This window comes from Anabaena sp. AL93, assembly GCF_001672085.1.
In the GTDB taxonomy this organism is placed as follows: domain Bacteria; phylum Cyanobacteriota; class Cyanobacteriia; order Cyanobacteriales; family Nostocaceae; genus Dolichospermum; species Dolichospermum heterosporum.
The window spans coordinates 1-22,827 of the sequence record NZ_LJOU01000077.1 but is presented as its reverse complement, the minus strand read 5'-3'; the positions used below and the strand labels follow the sequence as shown (position 1 = coordinate 22,827).

The 22,827-nt window shown below is 34.8% G+C and carries 18 protein-coding genes and 1 pseudogene; 12 read left to right on the top strand and 7 right to left on the bottom strand.

Features of this window, described 5'->3' with window-relative positions; all coding sequences use genetic code 11:
• Nucleotides 1–4: 4 nt before the first annotated feature.
• Both AN486_RS18935 and AN486_RS18930 read right to left on the bottom strand, forming a co-directional pair.
• Complete coding sequence (locus tag AN486_RS18935; protein ID WP_290602056.1) at nt 5–1,114, bottom strand: DMT family transporter; 1,110 nt, start codon at nt 1,112–1,114, stop codon at nt 5–7.
• A gap of 184 nt (nt 1,115–1,298) precedes the next feature.
• Entirely contained in the window at nt 1,299–1,619 is a 321-nt protein-coding gene (locus tag AN486_RS18930) for a hypothetical protein (protein ID WP_290602054.1), read from the bottom strand.
• Nucleotides 1,620–1,788: 169 nt separating this feature from the next.
• Here AN486_RS18930 and AN486_RS18925 point away from each other — a divergent pair, with 169 nt between their 5' ends.
• Nucleotides 1,789–4,845: a WD40 repeat domain-containing protein gene (locus AN486_RS18925; RefSeq protein WP_290602052.1), complete on the top strand. Its 3,057-nt coding sequence runs from the start codon at nt 1,789–1,791 to the stop codon at nt 4,843–4,845.
• 228 nt (nt 4,846–5,073) lie between these two features.
• On the opposite strand, the gene AN486_RS18920 is transcribed toward AN486_RS18925, so the two are convergent.
• Nucleotides 5,074–5,952 (bottom strand): helix-turn-helix transcriptional regulator, encoded by an 879-nt coding sequence (locus AN486_RS18920; protein ID WP_290602050.1) that lies wholly within the window; start codon nt 5,950–5,952, stop codon nt 5,074–5,076.
• Between the two features lie 144 nt (nt 5,953–6,096).
• Between AN486_RS18920 and AN486_RS18915 the strand changes: the two genes are divergently transcribed.
• The 6 genes from AN486_RS18915 (at nt 6,097) to eno (ending at nt 13,373) form a co-directional block, all read left to right on the top strand.
• Nucleotides 6,097–6,471, top strand: a complete 375-nt coding sequence (locus tag AN486_RS18915) for a hypothetical protein (protein WP_271821712.1) — start codon at nt 6,097–6,099, stop codon at nt 6,469–6,471.
• Nucleotides 6,472–6,747: 276 nt separating this feature from the next.
• Entirely contained in the window at nt 6,748–7,158 is a 411-nt protein-coding gene (locus tag AN486_RS18910) for a hypothetical protein (RefSeq protein WP_290602046.1), read from the top strand.
• 128 nt (nt 7,159–7,286) lie between these two features.
• Nucleotides 7,287–8,810, top strand: a complete 1,524-nt coding sequence (locus AN486_RS18905; protein ID WP_290602044.1) for an efflux RND transporter periplasmic adaptor subunit — start codon at nt 7,287–7,289, stop codon at nt 8,808–8,810.
• Between the two features lie 257 nt (nt 8,811–9,067).
• Nucleotides 9,068–10,249, top strand: a complete 1,182-nt coding sequence (locus AN486_RS18900; RefSeq protein ID WP_290602042.1) for an ABC transporter permease — start codon at nt 9,068–9,070, stop codon at nt 10,247–10,249.
• A gap of 67 nt (nt 10,250–10,316) precedes the next feature.
• Nucleotides 10,317–11,816, top strand: a complete 1,500-nt coding sequence (locus tag AN486_RS18895) for a TolC family protein (protein WP_290602041.1) — start codon at nt 10,317–10,319, stop codon at nt 11,814–11,816.
• Nucleotides 11,817–12,083: 267 nt separating this feature from the next.
• Nucleotides 12,084–13,373 carry a phosphopyruvate hydratase gene (eno, locus tag AN486_RS18890; RefSeq protein WP_168466113.1) on the top strand — a complete coding sequence of 430 codons (1,290 nt, stop codon included), beginning with the start codon at nt 12,084–12,086 and terminating at the stop codon, nt 13,371–13,373.
• Between the two features lie 80 nt (nt 13,374–13,453).
• Here eno and argC read toward each other — a convergent pair whose 3' ends face one another.
• Nucleotides 13,454–14,512, bottom strand: coding sequence for an N-acetyl-gamma-glutamyl-phosphate reductase (gene argC / locus AN486_RS18885; RefSeq protein WP_053539072.1), 1,059 nt, complete (start codon nt 14,510–14,512; stop codon nt 13,454–13,456).
• Nucleotides 14,513–14,722: 210 nt separating this feature from the next.
• Between argC and AN486_RS18880 the strand changes: the two genes are divergently transcribed.
• Together AN486_RS18880 and AN486_RS18875 are read left to right on the top strand one after the other, a co-directional pair.
• Complete coding sequence (locus tag AN486_RS18880) at nt 14,723–14,944, top strand: helix-turn-helix transcriptional regulator (RefSeq protein ID WP_015080221.1); 222 nt, start codon at nt 14,723–14,725, stop codon at nt 14,942–14,944.
• On the top strand, nt 14,945–15,775 hold the full coding sequence (locus AN486_RS18875) for a ScaI family restriction endonuclease (protein ID WP_168635469.1): 831 nt from the start codon (nt 14,945–14,947) through the stop codon (nt 15,773–15,775).
• Nucleotides 15,776–15,796: 21 nt separating this feature from the next.
• On the opposite strand, the gene AN486_RS18870 is transcribed toward AN486_RS18875, so the two are convergent.
• A complete protein-coding gene (locus tag AN486_RS18870; protein ID WP_053539074.1) occupies nt 15,797–16,648 on the bottom strand; it encodes a site-specific DNA-methyltransferase in 852 nt (283 codons plus the stop codon).
• A 299-nt stretch (nt 16,649–16,947) separates the two neighbouring features.
• On the opposite strand from AN486_RS18870, the gene ribBA reads away from it, so the two are divergent.
• From ribBA to AN486_RS26705, 3 genes and pseudogenes are all read left to right on the top strand, one after another.
• On the top strand, nt 16,948–18,621 hold the full coding sequence (gene ribBA / locus AN486_RS18865; RefSeq protein WP_290602036.1) for a bifunctional 3,4-dihydroxy-2-butanone-4-phosphate synthase/GTP cyclohydrolase II: 1,674 nt from the start codon (nt 16,948–16,950) through the stop codon (nt 18,619–18,621).
• Between the two features lie 197 nt (nt 18,622–18,818).
• Nucleotides 18,819–20,162 carry an ATP/GTP-binding protein gene (locus tag AN486_RS18860; protein ID WP_290602033.1) on the top strand — a complete coding sequence of 448 codons (1,344 nt, stop codon included), beginning with the start codon at nt 18,819–18,821 and terminating at the stop codon, nt 20,160–20,162.
• Nucleotides 20,089–20,772 (top strand): annotated as a pseudogene (locus AN486_RS26705) (RloB family protein). The gene AN486_RS18860 and the pseudogene AN486_RS26705 overlap by 74 nt, the downstream one beginning before the upstream one ends.
• Nucleotides 20,773–20,907: 135 nt before the next feature.
• Here AN486_RS26705 and AN486_RS18845 read toward each other — a convergent pair.
• Both AN486_RS18845 and AN486_RS18840 read right to left on the bottom strand, forming a co-directional pair.
• Entirely contained in the window at nt 20,908–21,786 is an 879-nt protein-coding gene (locus tag AN486_RS18845) for an Rpn family recombination-promoting nuclease/putative transposase (protein WP_015080216.1), read from the bottom strand.
• A 105-nt stretch (nt 21,787–21,891) separates the two neighbouring features.
• The gene (locus AN486_RS18840; protein ID WP_053539077.1) at nt 21,892–22,749 is read right to left on the bottom strand and encodes a peptidoglycan recognition family protein; all 858 of its coding nucleotides are present in this window, start codon (nt 22,747–22,749) and stop codon (nt 21,892–21,894) included.
• Nucleotides 22,750–22,827: the final 78 nt, after the last annotated feature.

Here is a 22,827-nt window from a genome sequence, read left to right as displayed (position 1 = left end):
CAGATTAGGAGAAAGTTAATAAACAAATTCCTAACACCATAATTGCACTACCGAAAAACCTTGTTCTGATGTTTTTTTCCTTAAATATCAGATAACCGAATCCTACACCCATCAATAGGCTAGTTTGTCTGACAGCAACAGAATTAGCTGCTACCGTTAACCCTACAGCAGTTACATGACACCACATATCTACTGCTTTCAAACTTCCCAATAAAACCAATTTAGAGAAATTTGTTCTTAGCTGAAAAAACCAATTGGGCGAGAAAACCACAACTATAGGTAACATCATTAATGCTGTACAAAAATACAAAGCAGCCGAAAATACCAAAGGAGAAGAATTTTTAGCTCCTATTTTGTCCAGGGATGTTGTTAATGCCCAGAGTGCTGCTACTATAATCATTAACCGCGATGATTGGGTATTGATTATAGATAATAAAGGGGCAAAATAGTTATTTTCTTTGGGTTTTAAATTTAAAAAATAAGCACCTAGACAAATTAAACTAATACTAATTATCTGTATATTATTCGGCAGTTCTCCCAGAGTAAAGGGAGAAGCTAGCACTAAAAATAGGGGAGAAAAACCCATTAATGGAACAGTTAATGACAAGTCTCCTAAGCGCAAAGCCCTCATATATAAAATGCCGCCAACCGTGGATAAAGTAGCATCTGCTAACAAAGCCCACCAAAAATCTTTGCCAATATCAGGAATAGGTTCGGGAGATAATAATAACCAAGGGATATAAATAATCAGGGTAAAAGCTCTTAATCCCCAAGCAACTAAATACTCATCTAAAGGGCGATCGCCTTTGTTAGTAACAATTTTACTAAAGACATCGCGCAGAGATTCAAAGGTAGCCGCCGCCAGTGAGAAGTATAGCCAATTCATGGAGTTTAAGAGATTAGAATGGTGAGGTGTATTGTTGGGGTTCTTTTTATCAACCGGAGGGGCGATCGCACTGTTTCTCTGTCTTAGTCTCTTAGCTAAATTTTTCAATGAGATTTTAGCGATCGCGCCCAACCAAGGGTGATTGATAAAACGCCTTATGTGAATTAAAAATGCCCCAGTCATTTTAAGGGTTTCAGGCTTCGCTTTAGCAGCAACGCCTAACCTCATGAACGGGATTGCGTTCTTTCAACTTCCAACTCACATAAGCCGTATAAAAGCCTGAAATAACGTAACAACGTACTTACGTTGACACATAAGATAACTATTTTGTACGGTGCGTAACTCCTAAAGTCCTAAAATTAAAACAAGCGACTGGAAGAGCTTTAAACTCAGCATCGGCGATCACACTAATCTACCCAAAATATTCTCCTTTTTCATTTTTATAAATAGTTCCCCCACGAATCATTTTTTTATCCGTAGTGTAGTATCCAGTTTCATCAACATCTTTGAGAAAAGCAGAGACATAACCAGTAACTGCTCCCCCAATAGTACCTAGAACAGGAGCAAAAGCATGACCAATAATTCCCCCACCTACTACGCGACTAATCACATCCCACCATTTCTTTGGATTTAAGTTATCCGCTTTGTTGCAGTGAACAACAAACTCTCCATCCAGTTTACAAGCAACTACTTTATTGCCGTCTAGTTTTGCTTCTTCTATTGTCATTGTCATACTCCCTCTCCTACTCCTAAAGTAAAGTTAAGAACTAAATATCACTATAAAACCAGAAACCTCAACTCTCGTCTTTGTAATGATTGAGTTGTGCTTTTTTATGATTGCTCTATGTTCACTTATGATAATATACACAGATAAGCCAACGATGAAAAGGGTTGTACCTATTATGACCAAATCGCTAATTATTGATTTAGGACTAGGCAATTTAGAGCAAGATACCCCTGTAAGGGTCAAGTTATGGTGGAACTCAGAACAAAAAAGAGCAGATGAATATAATACAAATTTACCACCAGATACCATACTCTCTAGATATAAAGATGGTGCTGTTCGTCTTTTAGAATTAACCGGTTTAAGAGAGACAGAAGCAGTCAAGAAAATTTTTCAACAAATCGGTGAATTTAGAGCTACAGATGAAAACTGGGAAAAACTAATTGAAGTTTATGGTGGTAATCCCCTATTTTTAGAATTGAGTGCGGGTTTTATTAAAGAACAATATCAAGGAAACATTGCTATTTTTCTAGAAAAAGAACAACATCTTTTAGAAAAAAGCATCGAAGATGATTTACTAAACTGGCACTTTCAGCGATTAAATAAATTAGAAAAGGAGATAATTTACTGGTTAGCAATTAATCGTGAACCAGTTTCAGAATCAGAATTATTAGAAGATTTACTATCAATTTCTAAATTACAGCAAGTCAATAAGCATTTGCAATCTTTAAAAAAGAAAATCCCTCTAGAAAAAATAGTAGAAACTTCGACAGATAAACCTAAGTTTACTCTGCAACCTGTGATTATTGAATATATAACTAAGCGATTAATCAATCAAATGGTAGATGAAATTAGAGATAATCAAATTGAATTATTTAATACTCATGCCTTGTTTAAAGCTCAAGGTAAAGAATATATCAAAGATATGCAAATTCGTCTGATTCTCAAACCAATTATAGAACAACTACTTCCAGAATCTGAATTTAGAAATATTGATAATAATTTAACCCAATTATCCAAAAATATTCCTCAAAATCATCTAGAAATAATAGAGAAAATACGTAGTGAAATAAATAATTTACATAATCAAGTAAATCTTGAATATCTGCTAATTCCTATCCTATCTAATTTAAAAAAGCAACCTAATAAAAAACCAGGATATGCGGCTGGTAATCTTCTAAATTTATTGATTCAGGAACAGATAGAAAAACAGCAACCTATTTTAAATGACTATGATTTTTCTCATTTAACTGTGTGGCAAACAGACTTCACCAGAATACATATTCATAATATTAATTTTACACAATCAAAATTTAGAAATTGTCTATTTATTGATAATTTTGGCTCTGTTTTAACTGTTCAATTCAGCCCAGATGGCAAGCTATTTGCAGGTTGTGATATCAATGAACAAATTCGCATTTGGAGAATAGAAGATAATCAACTTATTACTATATGTGATGGACATAATGATTATGTACTATCAATCTCATTTAGTCCCGATAGTAAATTAATAGCTAGTAGCAGTATAGATAAAACAGTCAAAATTTGGGAAGTGAATACAGGTAAACTATTAAAAACGCTAAAAGGACATACAGGTTGGGTGAATACTGTTAAATTTAGTCCTGATGGTAAAACAATTGCCAGTTGTGGTGGTGATGGTATAAAGATATGGAACATTGAAAATGGAGAATGTTTAAAAACTTTACCAGAGCAAGAAACAGGTGTATTTTCGATTGATTTTAGCCCAGATGGGAAAAAACTTGTCAGTGGTAGTCCTGACACAACTATCAAAATGTGGGATGTGGAAACGGGTAAATTATTGCAATCTTTACCAGGGTTGAATAAATTAACAAGTTCAGTTAGTTTTAGTCCTAATGGTAAATTGCTGGCTAACTCTAATGGTGGGGTAACTTATAGAGATAAAGAAGAAGTCGTAAAAATTTGGGAATTTAAAGATGGAAAATGGCAGCATATTCAGACATTAACTGAAAATAAAGCTTCAGTTAGGTTTATTTCTTTTAGTCCAGACAGCCAGAAACTTGTTTGCTGTGTATCTCTATATGATGACTCTCAAAAATATCATCCCATCAAAATTTATGATGTTAATACTTATGAATTTAAAACTCTAGAAGGACATATTAGTTTGATATTGTCAACGGCTTTTCATGCTGATAACCAAAGACTTGTTAGTAGTAGTGAAGATGAAACAATAAAAATCTGGGATATCAATACGGGAAAGTGTCTTAAAACTCTGTATGGTTATACTGATTGGCAGTTAGCAATTGCCTTTCATCCCAATGGTGAAATATTAGCTAGTGGAGATAATAATGCAACTGTAAGACTTTGGAATATTAAAACTGGTAAATGTCTTAAAACTCTACTAGGACATAAAAATACGATTTGGTCACTTGCTTTTAGTCATGATGGTAATCAACTAGCTAGTGGTAGTACAGATACAACTATTAAAATATGGGATATCAAAACTGGTAAATGTTTAAAAACATTTTTTGGAGAAGAAGAAAGAATTTGGTCATTAGCATTTAGTCCCAATGACAAAAAACTAGCCAGTAGTAGCTTTAACCAAACAATTAATATATGGGATATTGAAACTGGTAAATATCAAAATCTGAAACCAGATAAAAGTAGTAATGCTGGCATAAAGTCAGTTGCTTATAGTCCCAATGGTCAAATACTAATTAGCGGTAGTGAAGATAGCACAATTTGTATTTGGGATGCGAATACTTATGAATGTTTACAAGTTTTAATTGAACATACAGATAGGGTAAATTCCGTTAAATTCATTAATGATCAAATATTTGTCAGTGCTAGTGAAGATAGTACAATTCGATTATGGAATTTGAATACTTATGAATGTCTGAAAGTTTTCCGAGGACATCAAGATAGATTAACTTCCGTTGATTTTCATGCTCAAATACTCGTTAGTAGTAGTACAGATAGGATAGTGCGACTTTGGGATATTAAAACTGGTGAATGTAGAAAAATTCTCTCAGGACATACAAAAAGAATTGATGCTGTTGTTTTTTCTGCCGATGGTCAAACCGTAGCAAGTTGCAGTAGAGATGGTACAATTAGTTTGTGGGATATGGAAACATATAATCGTCAAATTCTCCGCGTGCCTAGACCTTATGAAGGAATGAATATCACTGGAATTAAAGGTTTAACTGAACAACAAAAAGTCACACTCAAAACTTTGGGTGCTGTGGAAGATTATTGATGGATTGAGTAAGTAATCATAACACATAAAGACCTTTTTCAATAGTTTTTTCACCCAGCTTAACTTCAATACAAAAAGGAGATTTTGATTCAATGATAAAACTAGAGCGGAGAGTTTTTCTTCTTGCTAGTTTTTCATCTATTATTTCTCCTGAAGATTCATAAAAAACTAAAATTTTCAGGTTTTCAGGTAACTGAATCTGTTGATTGGTCGTAATTATTTGTAAGGTTATGCTATGTAATGTAAACCTTTTTCTAATGTTTCATTGAGTTCTTCTTTTTTTATTTTCAACAACAGAGATGTATTTATTGGATTTAAATGGATAATTTTGCCAATTTCATTACGCTCATTTTCGTGGCTTCTAACTTGATATGATAAGGGGCGACTCCCTTCAATTGTTTGATTTATGAATTTTTTTGGATCATCCCAACCAGCGGGAAAATTGCGTTTATTAAATTTTCCAGATAAAGAAATTATATTATTGCGTTGATTATTACTAGGCTCATCTGCATCCAAAATCCGAATACTTTCAATAGGAAAAGTATTTAATTTCGTAAGTGTTTTTGATTGAACAAGATTGATCAGTTTTTCAATATCTGCATCAGATCCTTCTATAAATAATTTGATGCTACCCGGTTTTACATCAAAAATTACGATTGTATCCCCTGAATGTTGGCGTAAAATTTCTTCAAGAATCTTTAAATTTTCAATAGAGTCAATATCACCAGTTAACACAATTTCTGCTTTTTGGGTTTTATTCTGTCTATCTATGACAGTTATTTGACGACTTTGACGATGAAGTATTTGCATTGTTTTTTCCTCCTGATCAGTTACTGCAATGCAGCAAGAAGCTGTTTGTGATTTTGCAATTGGTTGTTCTCTTGGCAGACAATCTTCCCAGTTCAATCCTAACTCATCGCAAATTTTTTTATAACCATCAACTCGAATTGGTTTACCAGTAAAAAATTTGCTGACGGTGGATCGAGATAGTCCAAGAAATCCACGTAAATCTTCTTGTGTATATCCTAACCTAAGTAAAGCTGCTTTTGCCTTCTTTCTAACTTCAGCAGAGGCTGTCAATGAACTACGTCCATGTGTCTGTGTCATACAGAGGTTTTCAACTATTCAATCATAAGTTGAGTATAAAACAATCATGAAACAACCACAACTTAATCATTACTAAGACACGAGTTCAGATCTATGGCATTACAGTGAAACAAGTAAATAAAAATTATCCTCTAAGAAATTACCATGAACAAATTCCATAAATTGCTGATGGGTACAACAGCCATAGTTTCCATGTTTGGCTGGAATGTAAATATAGCTCAAGCGCAATCTAATTCTTCTCAACCGTTAGTTTGTGATTGGGTACAAACCACTACTCCTGTTACAAATCGTGTTGTTTTTCAAAGTAATGGCATATTGAATATAGTGTACGGTTTAGGAAACATGGATATTTACAAATGGACTGCTCCTAATTCTTCATCAGGCACAGTTAAATTGACAAATGGTTATAAAACGACCAATTTCTCTTTCCAGGGTTCACTTCCAAATAGGAGTGAAAGTTACGCTTTGGATCGAAACCGCATTTTGTCATTCTTAGGCAAAAAATATCGTTGCAAATAGTCGTAGGTTGGGTTGACGAAAGGAAACCCAACACTATCCTTTGTTTTTTCGGTTGGGTAATATGATATTGGTACTTTTACCTTTCGGGCAACTTCAATAAACTTCCCCAGGAACACATTATCCACTAGGCTATATATCCGCTAGTAGAGGTTGGGAGGTATATTACTTTTTTTAACATACCTCTAAGATGCAAGGTTGGGTTGAGGAAGTGACATTTTTTAAACTGACAGGAGATTGATATTACCTATGAAACATTTCAACAAATTGTTTTCAGTGATGATTGGATTAATACTTTCTACAACAGCAGCAAAGGCACAGGCGGGAGTAGTAACCCAAGTTGTGGTAAAAAACCAGTTAAAACAGCCAGTATCGCTTGTTCCTTCTAGTGTGAGTCAAATTCTTGGTACTGGAAGTCCCCCAAATAAAATTATACCTGGTGCGACTCAAGCTTTCACGGTTATAAGTCCCTTTTCTAATATAGCAAGTATTCACTTCTCTTATACCACTGGCACTCAGGGATGTAGGTTTAGTACCTCTTTAACAACAACACCAACCTTTTTTGGTAGTCAGATTCCAAAGTGGACAAAGAATGGTTCACGGACAGGTTCTAATGTTACTTGTGATGCAAAAATCACATCTGTAAATTCAACTAATTATAGTTACACTGTTGAATTTACACTGCGTTAAAATGTGATATCCAATTTTTTTGCGTTAGGTTGAGCGTGAGCCAAACCCAACTACAAGTATTTGTGATAAATTTTTTGTAGAGACGTTGCATAAAACGTCTCTATTTTCAATTGTATTAATCAATAATCATGAAAAACTTTAAATTCAAACCAGGATTTAAATGGTTAACCATATCGGCAAGTTTAACAAGTGTTTCTCTTGGATGTTGGTTAATTTTTGCCATAGTTACCCAAAGCAAAACCCAAACCATTCCCGTTCGCATAGTAACAGCTACTCAAGACAAAGTAGAAGATAAAATTACTGGTGAAAGTGGTATATTAAAATTAGATAATCAAAGAAATATCAAATCTCCAATCACAGGAACAGTAGAACAAGTATTAGTCAAAATTGGAGATCAAGTTAAAAAAGATCAAATTTTAATCCGTCTGCGAGATACAGAAACACAAATTAAATTACAAGAATTTGCATCTGATTTGAAAGAGAAGAATTTACAACTTGTTGATAAACAATCATCTTTAAAAAGAGCAGAAAGTAAATTATTAGAAACTCAACAAGAATATAGAAACATTCAAACTACCTATAGAAATGATATTAACAGGAAAAAAGATGAGAAAATTCGGGAAGTTCAAAAGCGTAAATTAGAATTTACCAGAAAACAACAAGCCTTAACTGTTAAAATAACCGATTTAAAAGAAGCAAAGATTAAATTACAAGAAAATAAACAACTTTTCGCTAAGGGATTTATTTCGGAAACTGAATTAAAAGAGCAAGAAAAAAAAGTTACTCAAGCTGAAACAGATTTAAGTAATGCTAAAGATGAATTATCATTAAGTAATTTAGATTTACAACAGCAGAAATTAGAATTACAAAGTTTTTGGCAAGATGTGAGAAATAACAAATCTGAACCTCAACAAAAGTTGAAAGAAGCTAAAACTAAAATTGACCAAGCTGTACAAGAATTAAACCAATCTAAATTAGCACTCAATCAAATTGTGAGAGAAATAGATAAACTCAAAATACAACGCCAGAAAATTGCTGAAGAATTGAGAAAAACAGTAATTACTGCTCCTATGGATGGTGTAGTTCTCAATTTACAAGCAAAATTAGGTGATGTGATTGAACCGAAAGGAGATGTTTTAGTTATTGGTGATCATACTCAACAAATTGTGCAATTAAAGTTATCTCCTTTAGACGCAACCAAGGTTAAAATTAGACAACAAGCTGAAATTAGTATTGTTGGGTTTCAATCACAAAAATTAACTGGTAAGGTTCAACAAATATCTTTATTAGCTGGAGATACCCAAAACAATGATCAAGGTACAGATAATGTCAAAATTACAGCAATTGTGCGTTTAGATCAAGTTAATAAAAATATTGTTTCTGGAACTCCAGTGACAGTTGCGTTGATTATCGCTCAACGTGATAATGTGACAGTTATTCCTAGTGAAGCTATTCAAGAAAATGAATCAGGAACATTTGTTTGGATAAAAGATCAACAAGGTAAGGCTGTTAAAAGAATGATTAAACCTGGTTTACAAGGATTAGATAATATTGAAGTTAAATCAGGTTTAAAACCAGGAGATGAAATATTAATTCCCACTTTAGAAAATCCTTTAAATGAGGGAGATTATGTTGTCATAAAAATGCAGTAATAATATAATATTGTAGTCAAACCCATAGCCCGCCTGGGAATGAATTCCCAGTCTAATAGCAAAAGTCATCTGAAGATGACTAAATAAACATAAAACTCTTTAGTAAACTTTAGTTTACTTTGGTTATTAGCCCGGAAATTCATTTCTGGGCGGGTGTGGAAGCAAACAGATAAGCCATTTCTAACTTAAGTTGACACCTATGAGATTCTTCTAAAATCTTACCGATAATAAAGAATAAATTTAACATATTTACCCCCATGAACATCAATGATTTATTATCTTTAACATCTAGCTCTTTACGCAGTAATCCCTTGCGCTCATTTCTGAGTAGTTTAGGTGTATTTATGGGTGTATTTGCTGTGAGTGGAACTTTACAAGTAAGTGATATTGGAAAAATATATTTAAAGACGCAATTACAAAAAATGGAATCTCCGCAAATTTCTATTCAAGCTCCCTATAACTCGGTTACGTCTCAACTAGAAAAATATCAAAGCGAAGATTTAGCATGGTTAAAAACAAATTTATCTGGTTGGAAATATATCGCTCCTGTACAAAATGGTGGTAATGATGCTATTTTTTGGGGAATTCAAAAAATCAATGTGGAAAGTCAAGCAGTAACACCAGATTTTTTACCTATGTCGGGAAGAAAATTAATTGCTGGGAAGTTTTTTACAGTTAATGATTTACAACAAACCCGCTCAGTTGTTGTTATAGATCAATTACTTGCTCAAAAACTATTTAAAGGTAAAAATCCGTTAAGAAAAATGATTACTTTTCAAAATAAGTCTTATTATATTCAAGGGGTTATCCAAACTAGAAACAGTAATACTTGGGGTGATGAACAAGGATTGATATTAATTCCTTTATCTGTTTATCAATCTCTCAAATCAAGTCCTTTTTTTGATAAAATTACCATTACTCCTAAGAATCCAGAAAATATAGAACAACTCCAAAATCAAGCAACTAGCATTTTAAGGAAAAGATTCCCTAATGTAGATATTTACGCTTCTAGCAATGTTGAACAGGTGAAAAGTTTAGAAAAAGTCTTAAATGGTGTAACTATTATCCTCTTGGTTATCGGGAGTATTGCTTTATTTGTGGGGGGTGTGGGAATTGCTAATATTACTATAGCATCAGTTGTGGAACGTACTTCCGAAATTGGTTTAAGACGGGCTATTGGTGCTACACAAAAAAATATTTTAATTCAGTTTTTACTAGAAGCAACTTTTATTAGTATGACAGGAGGAATAATTGCAATAGTTACTGTACAAGGGATTACAATTATAACTGTAACTCTCTTGAATTTACCCTATCAATTTGGTTATGAAACTCCTTTAGTTTCTCTCAGTTCTGCTATTATTGTAGGTATTATTTCTAGCTTTTTACCTGCGCTGAGAGCTAGTAAATTAGATCCTGTTGAAGCTTTACGCTCTCAATAAGCAAGGTTTAGAATAATGTTAATGTTGGGTTTCCTTGCGTCAACCCAACCTACTTAATTTTTTTACTATGAATCGTTTTTTATTACCAATATCATCTTTGCTTTTGATTTTACTGTTTCCGGGTTTAGGAAAATGTCAAAATATAGCTAATCCACCAAGTTTACCAAAATCTAATTCTGATTTACAATTACTATTAAATAACTCTAGTCAGGAATTACCTTTAAAATTAGCTGATTCTGTTTATTTAGCTTTACAAAATAATCGAGATTTAAAAATAGCTTACCTCCAACGTATTTTAGATCAAAAACAATTAGCTGAAACTGAATCTCAATTTAATCCAACTTTTACACCACAGCTATCTTTAAACTTGAATAATAATCAAACTGGTAGTAATATCAATAATAATACAACTGCTCTTTTAGGTGCTAATTTTAATTTAAAAATTCCTACAGGTGCTAATTTAAGTTTAACATGGCAAGGACAAAATCTTTTATCTCGTACTAGCTCATTAGATACTTCCTCAGATACAAATACTCTGAGTCAAAGTGTTAATCTTAATTTTAGTCAACCTTTATTAAAGGGTTTTGGCACAGGATTAAATACTCTGAGTATTCAAAGAGCAAGATTGACAGAAAATGCTAATATTTTGAATCTCAAAAATACTACTTCTCAAACAATTACTAATACTATAGTTAGTTATAGAAACTTATTATTAGCTCAAGAAAGACTGAAAATTGAACAATTATCTTTTGCTAATGCTAAAAAAGATTTAGAGAGATTACAAGCATTATTTGAATTTGGGAGAATTCCTAAAAATGATCTGGTTGAGCGTCAAGCTGATATTGCTCAACAAGAAGTAAATTTACTGAATACACAATCAAGTTTAGAACAAGCAATTTCTGAATTAACTAAAACTATAGATTTACCCATAACAAAAAAACTAATTGCTATTGAAACTCCTGAACCTCCAAAAAGTTTAAATCTACCAGCTTTTAAAGAAATGCTAGAATTAGCTAAAGCTAATAATACTGGTTATCTTGCTGCTGTTAATGCTGTGGAAAATGCTAAATTTGGGATCACAGAAGCTAAAAACCAACAACAATTAGATTTAAAATTAAATGTGAGTTATGGTTTTAATAGTGCTTCTAATACTCAAGATACAAATAATTTAAGTTCGTCTTTAATATTAAATCGTGAATTTGGTAATCTCAGTCAAGATAATGCTGTAGTTAAAAGTGAAATCAGTTTACAAAATGCTAATTATACTCTAGCAAAAACTCAGGATAATTTAAATGAAGAGTTAAGAAATAAAATTCGTACTGTTAAAGATACTTTTAAACAAATTGAATTAGCACAGCAAGCCCGAAAGTTAGCAGCATCAAAAGTGATAAATGCTAAGGAAAGAATGAGATTAAGTAGTAATATTTCGATGACGGATATTATTAACTTTGAAAAAAGTTTAGTTGATGCTCAAAATCAAGAACTTAATGCTATCATTAATCATCTTAATAGTATCACTCAACTAGAACAGTTTTTGGGAATTACTACAAGTAAATGGGTTAAATAATTTGATTATATTGAAAATGGCAATTAATGTATTCAAAATAAGTAAAGTATAAATAATCCTGTACATCCTTTAATCCTGGATATCCTGATTCAGACAAATTCCGTGTTTCCTTCCATACTCAGCGAGCATTACCACCCGTCACGATTGGAAATCTTCTTTAATGTCAGCCGATTTTCCCCCAGAAACACATAAACTAGCGATTGGGTTATTAGTAAACTGTAAAGGTTGAACCCTGACGACATACTCAAAATCAAGGACAAACCACGAATGACTAAATTTCTAGACACCGCTATTGAAGCCATTGTCTCCCGCGAAATCCTCGACTCACGGGGAAGACCTACACTAGAAGCAGAAGTACATTTAGCTGGTGGTGCAGTGGGACTCGCACAAGTTCCCAGCGGTGCTTCCACAGGCACATTTGAGGCTCATGAACTGCGGGATGGGGATAAAAGCCGTTATGGTGGTAAAGGAGTCCTCACGGCGGTAAAAAACGCCAATGAGATATTAGCACCCAAATTATTAGGGTTGGATGTCCTCAACCAAGAATTGTTAGACCGGACAATGATTGCTACAGATGGTTCTTCTAACAAATCTAACTTAGGCGCGAATGCTATTTTAGGTATTTCTTTAGCAGCAGCCAAAGCAGGTGCAGCAGCTTTAGATATTCCTCTCTATCGCTATTTGGGTGGACCTTTGGCGAATTTATTGCCAGTCCCCTTAATGAACGTGATCAATGGTGGAGCGCACGCATCTAATAACGTTGACTTTCAAGAGTTTATGATTGTTCCTATCGGTGCGCCTTCTTTCAAGGAAGCATTGCGTTGGGGTGCGGAAGTATTTGCGACTCTCAGCAAAGTGTTAGATGATAAAGGTTTGCTGACAGGTGTGGGTGATGAAGGTGGTTTTGCACCTAACCTAGAATCTAACCAAGTGGCTTTAGAATTGTTGGTAGCTGCAATTAAACAAGCTGGTTACAAACCGGGTGAAGAAGTAGCTTTAGCCTTAGACGTGGCTGCAAGTGAATTTTACAAAAATGGGCAATATGTTTATGATGGTAAACCCCATAGTCCTGTTGAATTTATTGATTATTTAGGTCAGTTGGTTGACCAATATCCGATTGTTTCCATTGAAGATGGTTTACATGAGGAAGATTGGCAAAGTTGGCAATTACTAACTCAGAAAATTGGCTCAAAAGTACAATTAGTCGGTGATGATTTATTTGTAACTAACGCTACCCGCTTACAAAAAGGCATTGAACAAAAAGCCGCTAACTCGATTTTGATTAAGTTGAATCAAATCGGTTCTCTAACTGAAACTTTGGAAACCATTGATTTAGCCACTCGCAACGGTTTCCGTTCAGTAATTAGCCATCGTTCTGGTGAAACTGAAGATACAACAATTGCTGATTTGGCTGTAGCTACCCGCGCCGGTCAAATTAAAACCGGTTCTCTATGTCGTAGTGAACGAGTAGCAAAATACAATCGCCTCCTCCGCATTGAGCATGAATTAGGCGATCGCGCTGTCTATGCTGGTACTGTTGGTTTAGGACCAAAATAGGCAATTGGTGATTGGTAATTGGTGATTGGTGATTGTAAACAGCATTACCCATTACCCATTACCCATTACCCATTACCGAATTAAGGATAAAACCCAACTTTAGGTAATCCCAAGGTTTCATCCCAGCCTAACATCAGGTTCATACACTGAATTGCTTGTCCGGCTTGGCCTTTAATCAGGTTGTCAATGGCTGACATGACGATAACGCGCCCGGTGCGGGGGTCAACTTCTATACCTATGTAACAACTGTTACTGCCACACGCCCATTTTGTTTGGGGATAAGTGCCACTATTGCAGATTTTCACCCAAGGGGAATTACGGTAAAAGGCGTTATAGATGGTAATGAGGTCATCACGGACTAAACCAGGGTCGCGCATGGTGGCGTACACAGTGGCTAAAATCCCCCGCACCATCGGGATGAGATGGGGTGTAAATTGGATTTTTACCTCATGTCCTGCCAATTCACTACAAATCTGCTCAATTTCTGGGGTGTGGCGGTGTCTACCAACGTTATAAGCACCCAGAGAGTTATCAGCTTCGGCTAACAACAGGTTGACTTTGGCTTGTCTGCCGCCTCCAGATGTGCCGGATTTGGCATCAATGATGGCTGTTTCGGGAACTATTAAACCTTGTTTTAACAGTGGGGACAATGCCAGTAAACTGGCTGTAGGATAGCAACCGGGACAGCCAATTAGATTTGATTCGGCAATGCGATCGCGGTACAATTCTGGTAAACCATATACTGCTGTTGCTGCTGTCGAGCGATCGCTTCTTTCTGTACCATACCAATCTGTATAAGTTTTCAAATCACCAAAGCGATAATCAGCACTCAGATCCAGGACCTTGCAGCCTTTTTCTATAAGTTGAGGAGCAATTTGGCAAGCTAGTCCATTCGGTAAAGACAGAAATACCACTTCACAACGACTAGCAATAACTTCCGGTTCTACCGCCTCAATGGGCAAATTCACTATATTAGCGAAATGTGGGTACAGGTCAGCAAAGGATTTACCCGTGCTGCTTTCACCACCTAAATAAACAATTTCCACTTCAGGATGATCCATCAGCAGTCGGACTAGCTGCACTCCGCCATACCCTGACGCGCCAACAATTCCAACTGGTACGCGTCTTAAATTTCCCATGATCTTAAATCCTTATCCACTTTTAGTTATCTATTATCAATCATCAGCAGTCAAGCTACTAACTAATTACTAATGACTTTTGATTGAACTTTCGCAGCATTGTATAGCAAAGCGGATCTTTTAGCGTACCTATAATCACAAATATCTTTAAAAAATAATCACACTCATAGTGTGTAGAAAATCAGTACCACTAAAGATTATGTTTGCTATGTGACAGAAAATTCTCAACTTCAAAAATTTGGCGAATATATTCGCACAATCAGAAAAGCGCAAAATCTTTCTCAAGAACAGTTAGCAGAACTGTCAGGACTACATCGCAACTATATCGGTGGTGTTGAACGTGGTGAAAGAAATATTGCTTTGTTAAATATTATCCGTATTGCTCAGGCTCTGGGAATATCACCCAGTGAATTATTAAAAGGTTTAGATTAAATGGTATTTCCTTATGCCAGTATTCCAGTTGAAAAATGGGCAGATAAAACAAAAGAACTGATAGAAGAACATCCTCTCAAGCCAAATGTTATTAGAGAGGTTGCTTTAAAGAGTTGGCAGCTTTTATGGCAAACAAAAATAGGAGAGGAAGACACATATTTGAGCCTGGCAGAAATTGATCCACCAGCTATTATGGTGGGTTATTTTTTTGAAAAACTATTTGCCAAAGAATTGCAAAAGCGTTATCCAGAAGAATGGAGAGGAACACAATGTAAAGATGAAAAAGATATTGTTTATCTAAAGGATACAAGATATTCAATAGAGATAAAAACTTCTGGTCAGCTTGGCACAAAAATTTTTGGAAATCGCAGCTATGGTCAAAAAGCAAAAGATGAAAATAATGAGGAGCTTGCTAAAAAAGAAAAGTCTGGTTATTATATTACAGCTAATTTCTACCAGCAAAGTTTAACATTATTAAGATTCGGTTGGATAGATCATGAAGACTGGAATGCACAAAAATCAGCAACAGGTCAGGCATCTGGTTTAGATCAAAAAGTCTATGAGCATAAACTTTTTACAATATCAGGAGAATATATTTTAGATTCTCCTGTTAATTTATTATGTAAAGTTGGTGATGTAATTGCGAATGAGATGAATAAGGAAGGAATAAAAATTATTCAGGAATTAAGTGATTATCAAGGTAATAATCAAACTGTTAAAAAAGCCAAAGTGCAGGAAAAATATCACAATATACTTAAATTGAATTCAGGGATTGAAAAATTTGCACTGGGCAAAAACATAATAAATGGTGTTTGGTGGTGGTTAACTTAAAAATATAAAATTACTTTTATTTTATAGAAATAAAGACATTTGTTCTACTTGACAACTTTGTTCTTTCAAAAAAGTTTCAATTCTATTAGCAGCAATATCACAGTAATCTTGACGAATTTCAAAACCAATTACTAGCCGATTTAAATCTAAAGCTACCATAGCAGTAGTACCTGAACCCAAAAATGGATCTAGGATAATTTGATTTTGATTTGAAGATGCTTGAATTATTCTTTGAATGACAGCAGAGGGAAACTGTGCTGGGTGTGGTGTTCTTTCTTTTGAAGATCGGTTTTGTCCAGAAGTTACTTTCGGAAATTCCCAAACATCAGTGGGATTTTTACCTAAAGGATTAACCCTGATTTTACCATTCTTTTTTTGATTGGGATATTTAACATTAGGATCACGAATATCGTCAAGATTAAAAGTATAAGCTTCTGAATTTTTCACATACCACAAAAATTTCTCATTTCTAGGTGAAAAGAACTTACTTCCTGCGACTCCAGCACCATAATTCCAAACAATTTCCTGAATTAAATAAAAAGGAATTTTATCCCAAAGCAAATATGAAATAGGAATTGCTTTAGCACGATTTTTAATAGATAAATAACCTAAATTTAGCCAAAAAGCTCCATCACATAAAGTCAGACGATAAACTTCTTTTATCCATTGTTCACACCAATTTATATAATCGTCTAATGGCAATAAATTTTCATATTCTTTACCAATGTTATACGGTGGACTGGTGACAGTTAAATTAATTGATTCATCTGGTAAAATTGTCATCGCCTCTAAACAATCTAAATTGTAAATGAGACAATTAGACGCTTGAAAGTAGGGTTTACCTAGTAATTTACTTATATCAGTCAAATTCATAGCTTAATAATCTGTGTATATGGTACTCTAAACTGCTGATAGTATATATGAACTACTTTATTAGCAAGTAACAGTTTAAGTAGGTGAACGGAAAAAAACCGAAATATGTAACGAAAAGTAAAATCGCCCAAACCCTCTTCACCCTTGCCTCTTGCCTCTTGCCTCTTGCCTTGTCATAACGACGATTTTCAATGCTAACCTACTTAGTTATCTCACAAAAGCTCTAATTCCGATAAACAAGCTACAATCTAAAATAAGAAATTGTTAAAAAACTTTACGTTAATAGCTGGAAATTTTCTGTGTCACAGCCTAATATTACCCAAACCTTTAAATTTGATTCTATTGATGCCGCTTTGGCCGATCTCAAAGCTGGTCGTGTCATCGTTGTCGTAGATGACGAAAATCGAGAAAATGAAGGCGATTTAATTTGCGCCGCCCAATTTGCCACCCCGGATATGATCAACTTCATGGCTGTACAAGCCAGAGGACTGATTTGTTTGGCAATGACAGGCGATCGCCTCGACGAACTAGACTTACCATTAATGGTCAGCACACTCACGGATACTAACCAAACCGCCTTTACAGTTAGTATTGATGCCGGACCCCATTTAGGCGTTAGTACCGGCATTTCCGCCGAAGACCGCGCCCGCACGATCCAAGTCGCCCTCAACCCAGGCACCAAACCGGAAGAATTACGCCGTCCAGGTCATATTTTTCCCCTGCGGGCTAGACCGGGAGGCGTACTCAAACGGGCAGGACATACAGAAGCCGCTGTAGACCTATCCCGATTGGCGGGACTGTATCCAGCCGGGGTAATTTGTGAAATTCAAAACCCCGATGGTTCAATGGCGCGATTAAATCAGTTAGTCGAATATGCCAAAAATCATCACCTCAAAATTATTAGCATTGCCGATTTAATCAGTTATCGTCTCCAAAACGATCGCCTAATATACAGAGAAATCATTACCAAACTCCCCAGCCAGTTCGGTCAATTTGATATTTACGGCTACCGTCACACCCTAGATAATACAGAACACGTTGCCATTGTCAAGGGAGATCCGGCAAATTTCCGAGATGAAGCTGTGATGGTGCGAATGCACTCGGAATGTTTAACAGGAGATGCTTTAGGTTCTCTGCGCTGTGACTGTCGGATGCAGTTACAAGCCGCATTAAAAATGATTGAAAATGCTGGTCAAGGTGTCGTTGTTTACCTACGTCAGGAGGGACGGGGCATAGGTTTAGTTAACAAGTTGAAAGCCTATTCTTTGCAGGATATGGGACTAGATACAGTGGAAGCAAATGAGCGGTTAGGATTTCCCGCTGATTTGCGTGATTATGGCATGGGGGCGCAAATTCTCATGGATTTGGGTATTAAAAAAATTCGTTTGATCACTAATAATCCCCGTAAAATTGCTGGTGTCAAAGGTTATGGATTAGACGTGGTAGATCGTGTTCCCCTCTTAATTGAGTCTAATGATTTTAATTCCTATTACCTAGCTACTAAAGCTAAGAAATTGGGACATATGCTGTTACAAACTTATCTAGTTACAGTAGCGATACATTGGCAAGATGAACCAGAATCCGTCACCGGACGCTATGAACGACTAGAGAAAATACGGTATTTATCCAAAAATCAACATTTATTGTTACAGGAAGAAGCCCGTCCATTGGGAATCGCTTTATTTGATCAACCCTCTTTAACTGTACATTTGGGTTTTGACCAAGCTAATATTGCTGAATCCAATTGGTATCAACAAAAAGGTCATCCTTACCTGCAAGCAATCTGCCAGATTTTAGATGAAATTGCAACTTTACCCTATATTCAGAAAATGGAATTTCTGATTGCGACAGGTAGCGATCCTTTGAGTAATTTGCAAGTACAGTTAGATAGGCAAACTTTCGCTGATGGTGTACTACCTTCTTCTTTAAAAGGTATTTTTCAAACACAGCACATTTACAGTTTTAGTAAGTAGGGTTTGCTGAATTTCCATAGATTAATCATAGCTTTAGTTTTATAACTAGAGCTATTTGTTGATTATTTATGTATGCTTGAATAACCCCACAAATAAAAATTGCTATCAACTAGACATTAGCAAGTAAAACAAGTATAATTTTTACCATTTATAATAATTTGTGGGTCATATACAGATAACAAACTAAGAAGAAAGTCATGCTTGTAGAATTTAGTGTAGAAAATTATCGTTCAATCCAAGAAAAGCAAACATTGAGTATGGTAGCTGCTGATAATGAAACCATGCTAGATAGTAATACTTTTTCTGTACCTGATAATGATGATTTACGCTTAGTTACAAGTGCTGCTATTTATGGTCCAAATGCTTCTGGTAAAAGTAATTTACTCAAAGCTATACAAGTGCTGAAAAATCTTGTCATTAAATCAGCTAGTAGAATGCAAATTGGGGATAAATTACCTATTGAACCATTTAGATTAAATAGTGAAACAGCAAAAAAGCCTAGTAGTTTTGAAGTAATTTTTATTCATGATGATATTCGTTATGAATATGGAGTTTCTTTAAATCGAGAACGAGTATTTGAAGAATGGTTAATTGCTTATCCAAATGAAATTCAACAAAACTGGTTTTCTCGTGAATATCTGCCAGATAATCCAAAATTTCAAACAGATGAAGGATATAAATGGTCTTTTTGTAAAGGATTAAAAGGGGAAAAAAAGCGTATTCAAAGATTTGTCCGTTCTAATTCTTTATTTATATCTCATGCTGCACAAAATAATCATCCTCAGTTAAAAGAGGTATTTGATTTTTTTCAAGATGAAATAAATATGATTTCTTTAACGGAAGGTCAGCTTAGAGAATTTGATTTTACCATTAAAATGTGTGAAGAAGATAATAATTTTCGTGAACAGATTGTTAATTTGTTGAGTGAAGCTGATATTGGTATTTCAGATATAAGGTTTGAAAGTGAACCAATGGATGATAATATAAAATTGGTGGTTCAAAATCTTTTTAGCAAAGAATTTGAAGGGAGAAAGAATGCTAATAATTTATTAGAAAAAGACTTTAAAAAAGTTATAACTATACATAAAATGAATGATTCTAATAGTAAAATAGAATTAGAAATGAGTGATGAATCTGCGGGAACAGAACGTTTATTTAATATAGCAGGATATTTATTATTCGTATTAGAATGTGGAGAAGTATTAATAATAGATGAATTAGATAGAAGTTTACACCCAGTTCTTTCTAAAGCATTAATAAGAATGTTTAATAATCCAGAAATTAATAAAAACAATGCTCAATTAATATTTACAACTCATGATACTACATTATTAGATGGTGAAATATTCAGACCTGACCAGATATGGTTTACTGAAAAAGATAACAGCATGACTAAACTATATTCATTGTTTGACTTTCGACCTCGTGAACATGAATCTTTACAAAAAGGTTATCTACTAGGTCGTTATGGTGCTATTCCTTTTATTAATGGGTTCAAGGGAGGGAGTGAAAAAGATGAGAAAGGGAAAATCGACAAATAATTTAAAACGAAGTTCGGAGAATAAAAATCCTAGAGGATACTTTTTAATTGTAGTTGAGGGTGAACAAACAGAATATAATTACTTTGAGTCTCTAAAACGTGAACTTAAATTATCAACAACTGACGTTAAAATAGTTCCCGCTTATGGTGGAGATCCTCTGGAGATTGTAACTACAGCTTATGATCTATCTCAACAAAAACAATATGATTAAGTATTTTGTATATTTGATGATGATAATAAACCGGATAAATATAAACAAGCTCTCAGCACAGCAAAAAAATATAATGTTGAATCTATAACATCAATACCCTGTTTTGAATTTTGGTTTTTACTCCATTGTTGTTATACTACCAGTCCCTTTAGTAGTTACAAAGAATTACGTCCAAAGCTAGAATCAGAAATGAGAAAAGAGGGTATTCTCCAAAAAGGAGAAACTTATAATAAAAGTGATAGATTACTATATGAAAAACTTAAACCCAATCAAGAAAAAGCAATTAGTCATGCTATTAAACTAGAAAATAATCATCCCAACGAAGATGGATGTACCAAACCATCAACAAGAGTACATATTCTAATTGATAAATTGCAAAAACAAAAAAACTTTGAATGACCAATTATTTATTAGCAGTATTAACGCTTCTTAACTGGCGAAAAAATGTAATTTGGGAAATAGGTAAGTTTTTAGTTTTCACCTATTCCCTTTTTTCTTAACTAGCAACTTACGCGAATATTCAGCCCAAATAATTTAATTTACCCGCCCTTTTAACCAAGTTTGGATATCAGCAAAGCTGGTAAAATCTAACAATGCTTCGCTCAAATCTTCGAGAACCGGCAAAGGTAAACTAGAAATTGAGGAACGCATTTCCTCAGAGATTTTTCCAAACCGCTTAGTCAACAGTCGAATAATCACATTAACAGTTGCTTCCTCTCGTCCTTCTTCTCGTCCTTCCTCTCGTCCTTCCTCTCGTCCTTCTTCCTTAATTTCTTGGTAAACTCTAGTTTCCTTGAGTGTTATTCCTAGCATAGACTCTACCTCCATTCGGCTAAGTTTTTCAAACTTGTACACCATGATAGTCGTGATCATCTCTATTATGGCGCGACTTGATGGTTGAGGATCTTCTTCACGGGTTCTTATTAACAAATCCCGTGCTGCTGCTGGCGCTTGTTCTTCCTCCACCGTAGTCAATACCATCAATGCTACCCATAGAGGTAATTGACGAATATCCCCCAATTCATTCAAATACACTCTATGTACTTGTTCACCTTTTAGTAAGGTTCTATGAGGGTAAATGTCCCTTTGTTCGGTATTGCGAGATGGATATATTATAACTGCTTGCCAGTCACTAAATCTAACGCGGTTGCGATAGAAATATAGTGAAGATTCTGCAAATACTCTTTCATAAAGTTGTTCATCTTTTTGAAACTGCACCTCACAGAAATACACAATCCCAGCACCTTCATTTTCTGGGGGGAGAAATACTCCATCTATTTCAAACTTGGGTTCTTTGACAGCTACCGAATCAAATCGGTAAGCATCTGCATTTATGGGTGGATTTGTCAACAGTTCAAATAGCAAAGTTGGAGACTGTTGAAATAGTTTATAGAAAATGGAGTCTCGACGCATGAAGCATTCTATCTATTTGTTAAATATCCTCTAAATTTAATCACATTATTTGAGATTCTGCATAAGTTTTAACTAAATTAAATGTTCAGAATTTTGTTTTGCTAACTAATTGAAAGTTTGTAATTGCCGAAAAGAATGCAATTTATTGATAAACTTTTCACCATCAAAACTCAAAGGATCAACCTTCCCATTCCCCACATCTACAGCACGATGAGTAGTAATTCTCTCATCAGGAACTTGACTTTGAGCAATTAACCAAGCTAAAGAATTATATTGAGCCTCTGTATATCCTGAATGTGATTCTATATTACTTTTACCCCAAGCATCGGTCGGGGTTTCTAGGGATACATGATAGGCAAAATTATTGACAGATGGGGGTAAATTAGGATTAGTTTGCACAGTTTCCACACCATTAGCACCTTTAAAAACTGAATTACCAGCACCAAAAGCGCGTTTTTCTGGAGGAACTAAATAAATAACTTTTCCCTCTAAAGTAATGATGGCATGATAACTGGCTTGAACACTTTCATCATCATGGCGTGTTTGAAAAAAATTAATGGCACTAGAAGTAGAATTAGTAGTTTCATGAAGGACAATAATGGCTTGATTATTAAACGGGACACCATTAATATCTGCTGTATAGCGATCGCCATAATTGCTAGGATCAACCTTAACCTGGGCAAACTTAGGTCTATAATTAGCAAAATCCCTAGTAGTTATATATAGAGGATTAATTTTATTCATCTTTGTGGGAGATGGTCTTAATTTTTGCTTATTTTCTGGCTTAGTTACTGCTGATTGTAATTGCCCTGGTGAATACTGATTCCACGTTGTCACCTCTGAAGTGGATGCAATTGTTTGATTGTGTTTTTGTCTTGCACCCCCAATAAATACAGCCAGAATCAGGGTAGCTAACATCAAAAAAATCAGGATGACTCTAGTTGCCCAAGCTCTAAATTTCATATTTTTTATAGAAAATCGGTAATATAGTGTGCTGATTGTCAATATTCATGGGTGAAGGCAAGCAGGGGGGTAGGGGGC

Bases quoted from the DNA above. Each gene is read 5' to 3' on its own strand.
- AN486_RS18860 (WP_290602033.1), top strand. From the start codon at position 18,819: ATGCTTGTAGAATTTAGTGTAGAAAATTATCGTTCAATCCAAGAAAAG.
- AN486_RS18895 (WP_290602041.1), top strand. From the start codon at position 10,317: ATGAATCGTTTTTTATTACCAATATCATCTTTGCTTTTGATTTTACTG.
- AN486_RS18845 (WP_015080216.1), bottom strand. From the start codon at position 21,786: ATGCGTCGAGACTCCATTTTCTATAAACTATTTCAACAGTCTCCAACT.
- AN486_RS18915 (WP_271821712.1), top strand. From the start codon at position 6,097: ATGAACAAATTCCATAAATTGCTGATGGGTACAACAGCCATAGTTTCC.
- AN486_RS18875 (WP_168635469.1), top strand. From the start codon at position 14,945: ATGGTATTTCCTTATGCCAGTATTCCAGTTGAAAAATGGGCAGATAAA.
- AN486_RS18925 (WP_290602052.1), top strand. From the start codon at position 1,789: ATGACCAAATCGCTAATTATTGATTTAGGACTAGGCAATTTAGAGCAA.
- AN486_RS18935 (WP_290602056.1), bottom strand. From the start codon at position 1,114: ATGAGGTTAGGCGTTGCTGCTAAAGCGAAGCCTGAAACCCTTAAAATG.
- eno (WP_168466113.1), top strand. From the start codon at position 12,084: ATGACTAAATTTCTAGACACCGCTATTGAAGCCATTGTCTCCCGCGAA.
- AN486_RS18840 (WP_053539077.1), bottom strand. From the start codon at position 22,749: ATGAAATTTAGAGCTTGGGCAACTAGAGTCATCCTGATTTTTTTGATG.
- AN486_RS18920 (WP_290602050.1), bottom strand. From the start codon at position 5,952: ATGACACAGACACATGGACGTAGTTCATTGACAGCCTCTGCTGAAGTT.
- AN486_RS18910 (WP_290602046.1), top strand. From the start codon at position 6,748: ATGATTGGATTAATACTTTCTACAACAGCAGCAAAGGCACAGGCGGGA.
- argC (WP_053539072.1), bottom strand. From the start codon at position 14,512: ATGGGAAATTTAAGACGCGTACCAGTTGGAATTGTTGGCGCGTCAGGG.
- AN486_RS18870 (WP_053539074.1), bottom strand. From the start codon at position 16,648: ATGAATTTGACTGATATAAGTAAATTACTAGGTAAACCCTACTTTCAA.
- AN486_RS18930 (WP_290602054.1), bottom strand. From the start codon at position 1,619: ATGACAATGACAATAGAAGAAGCAAAACTAGACGGCAATAAAGTAGTT.
- AN486_RS18900 (WP_290602042.1), top strand. From the start codon at position 9,068: ATGAACATCAATGATTTATTATCTTTAACATCTAGCTCTTTACGCAGT.
- AN486_RS18905 (WP_290602044.1), top strand. From the start codon at position 7,287: ATGAAAAACTTTAAATTCAAACCAGGATTTAAATGGTTAACCATATCG.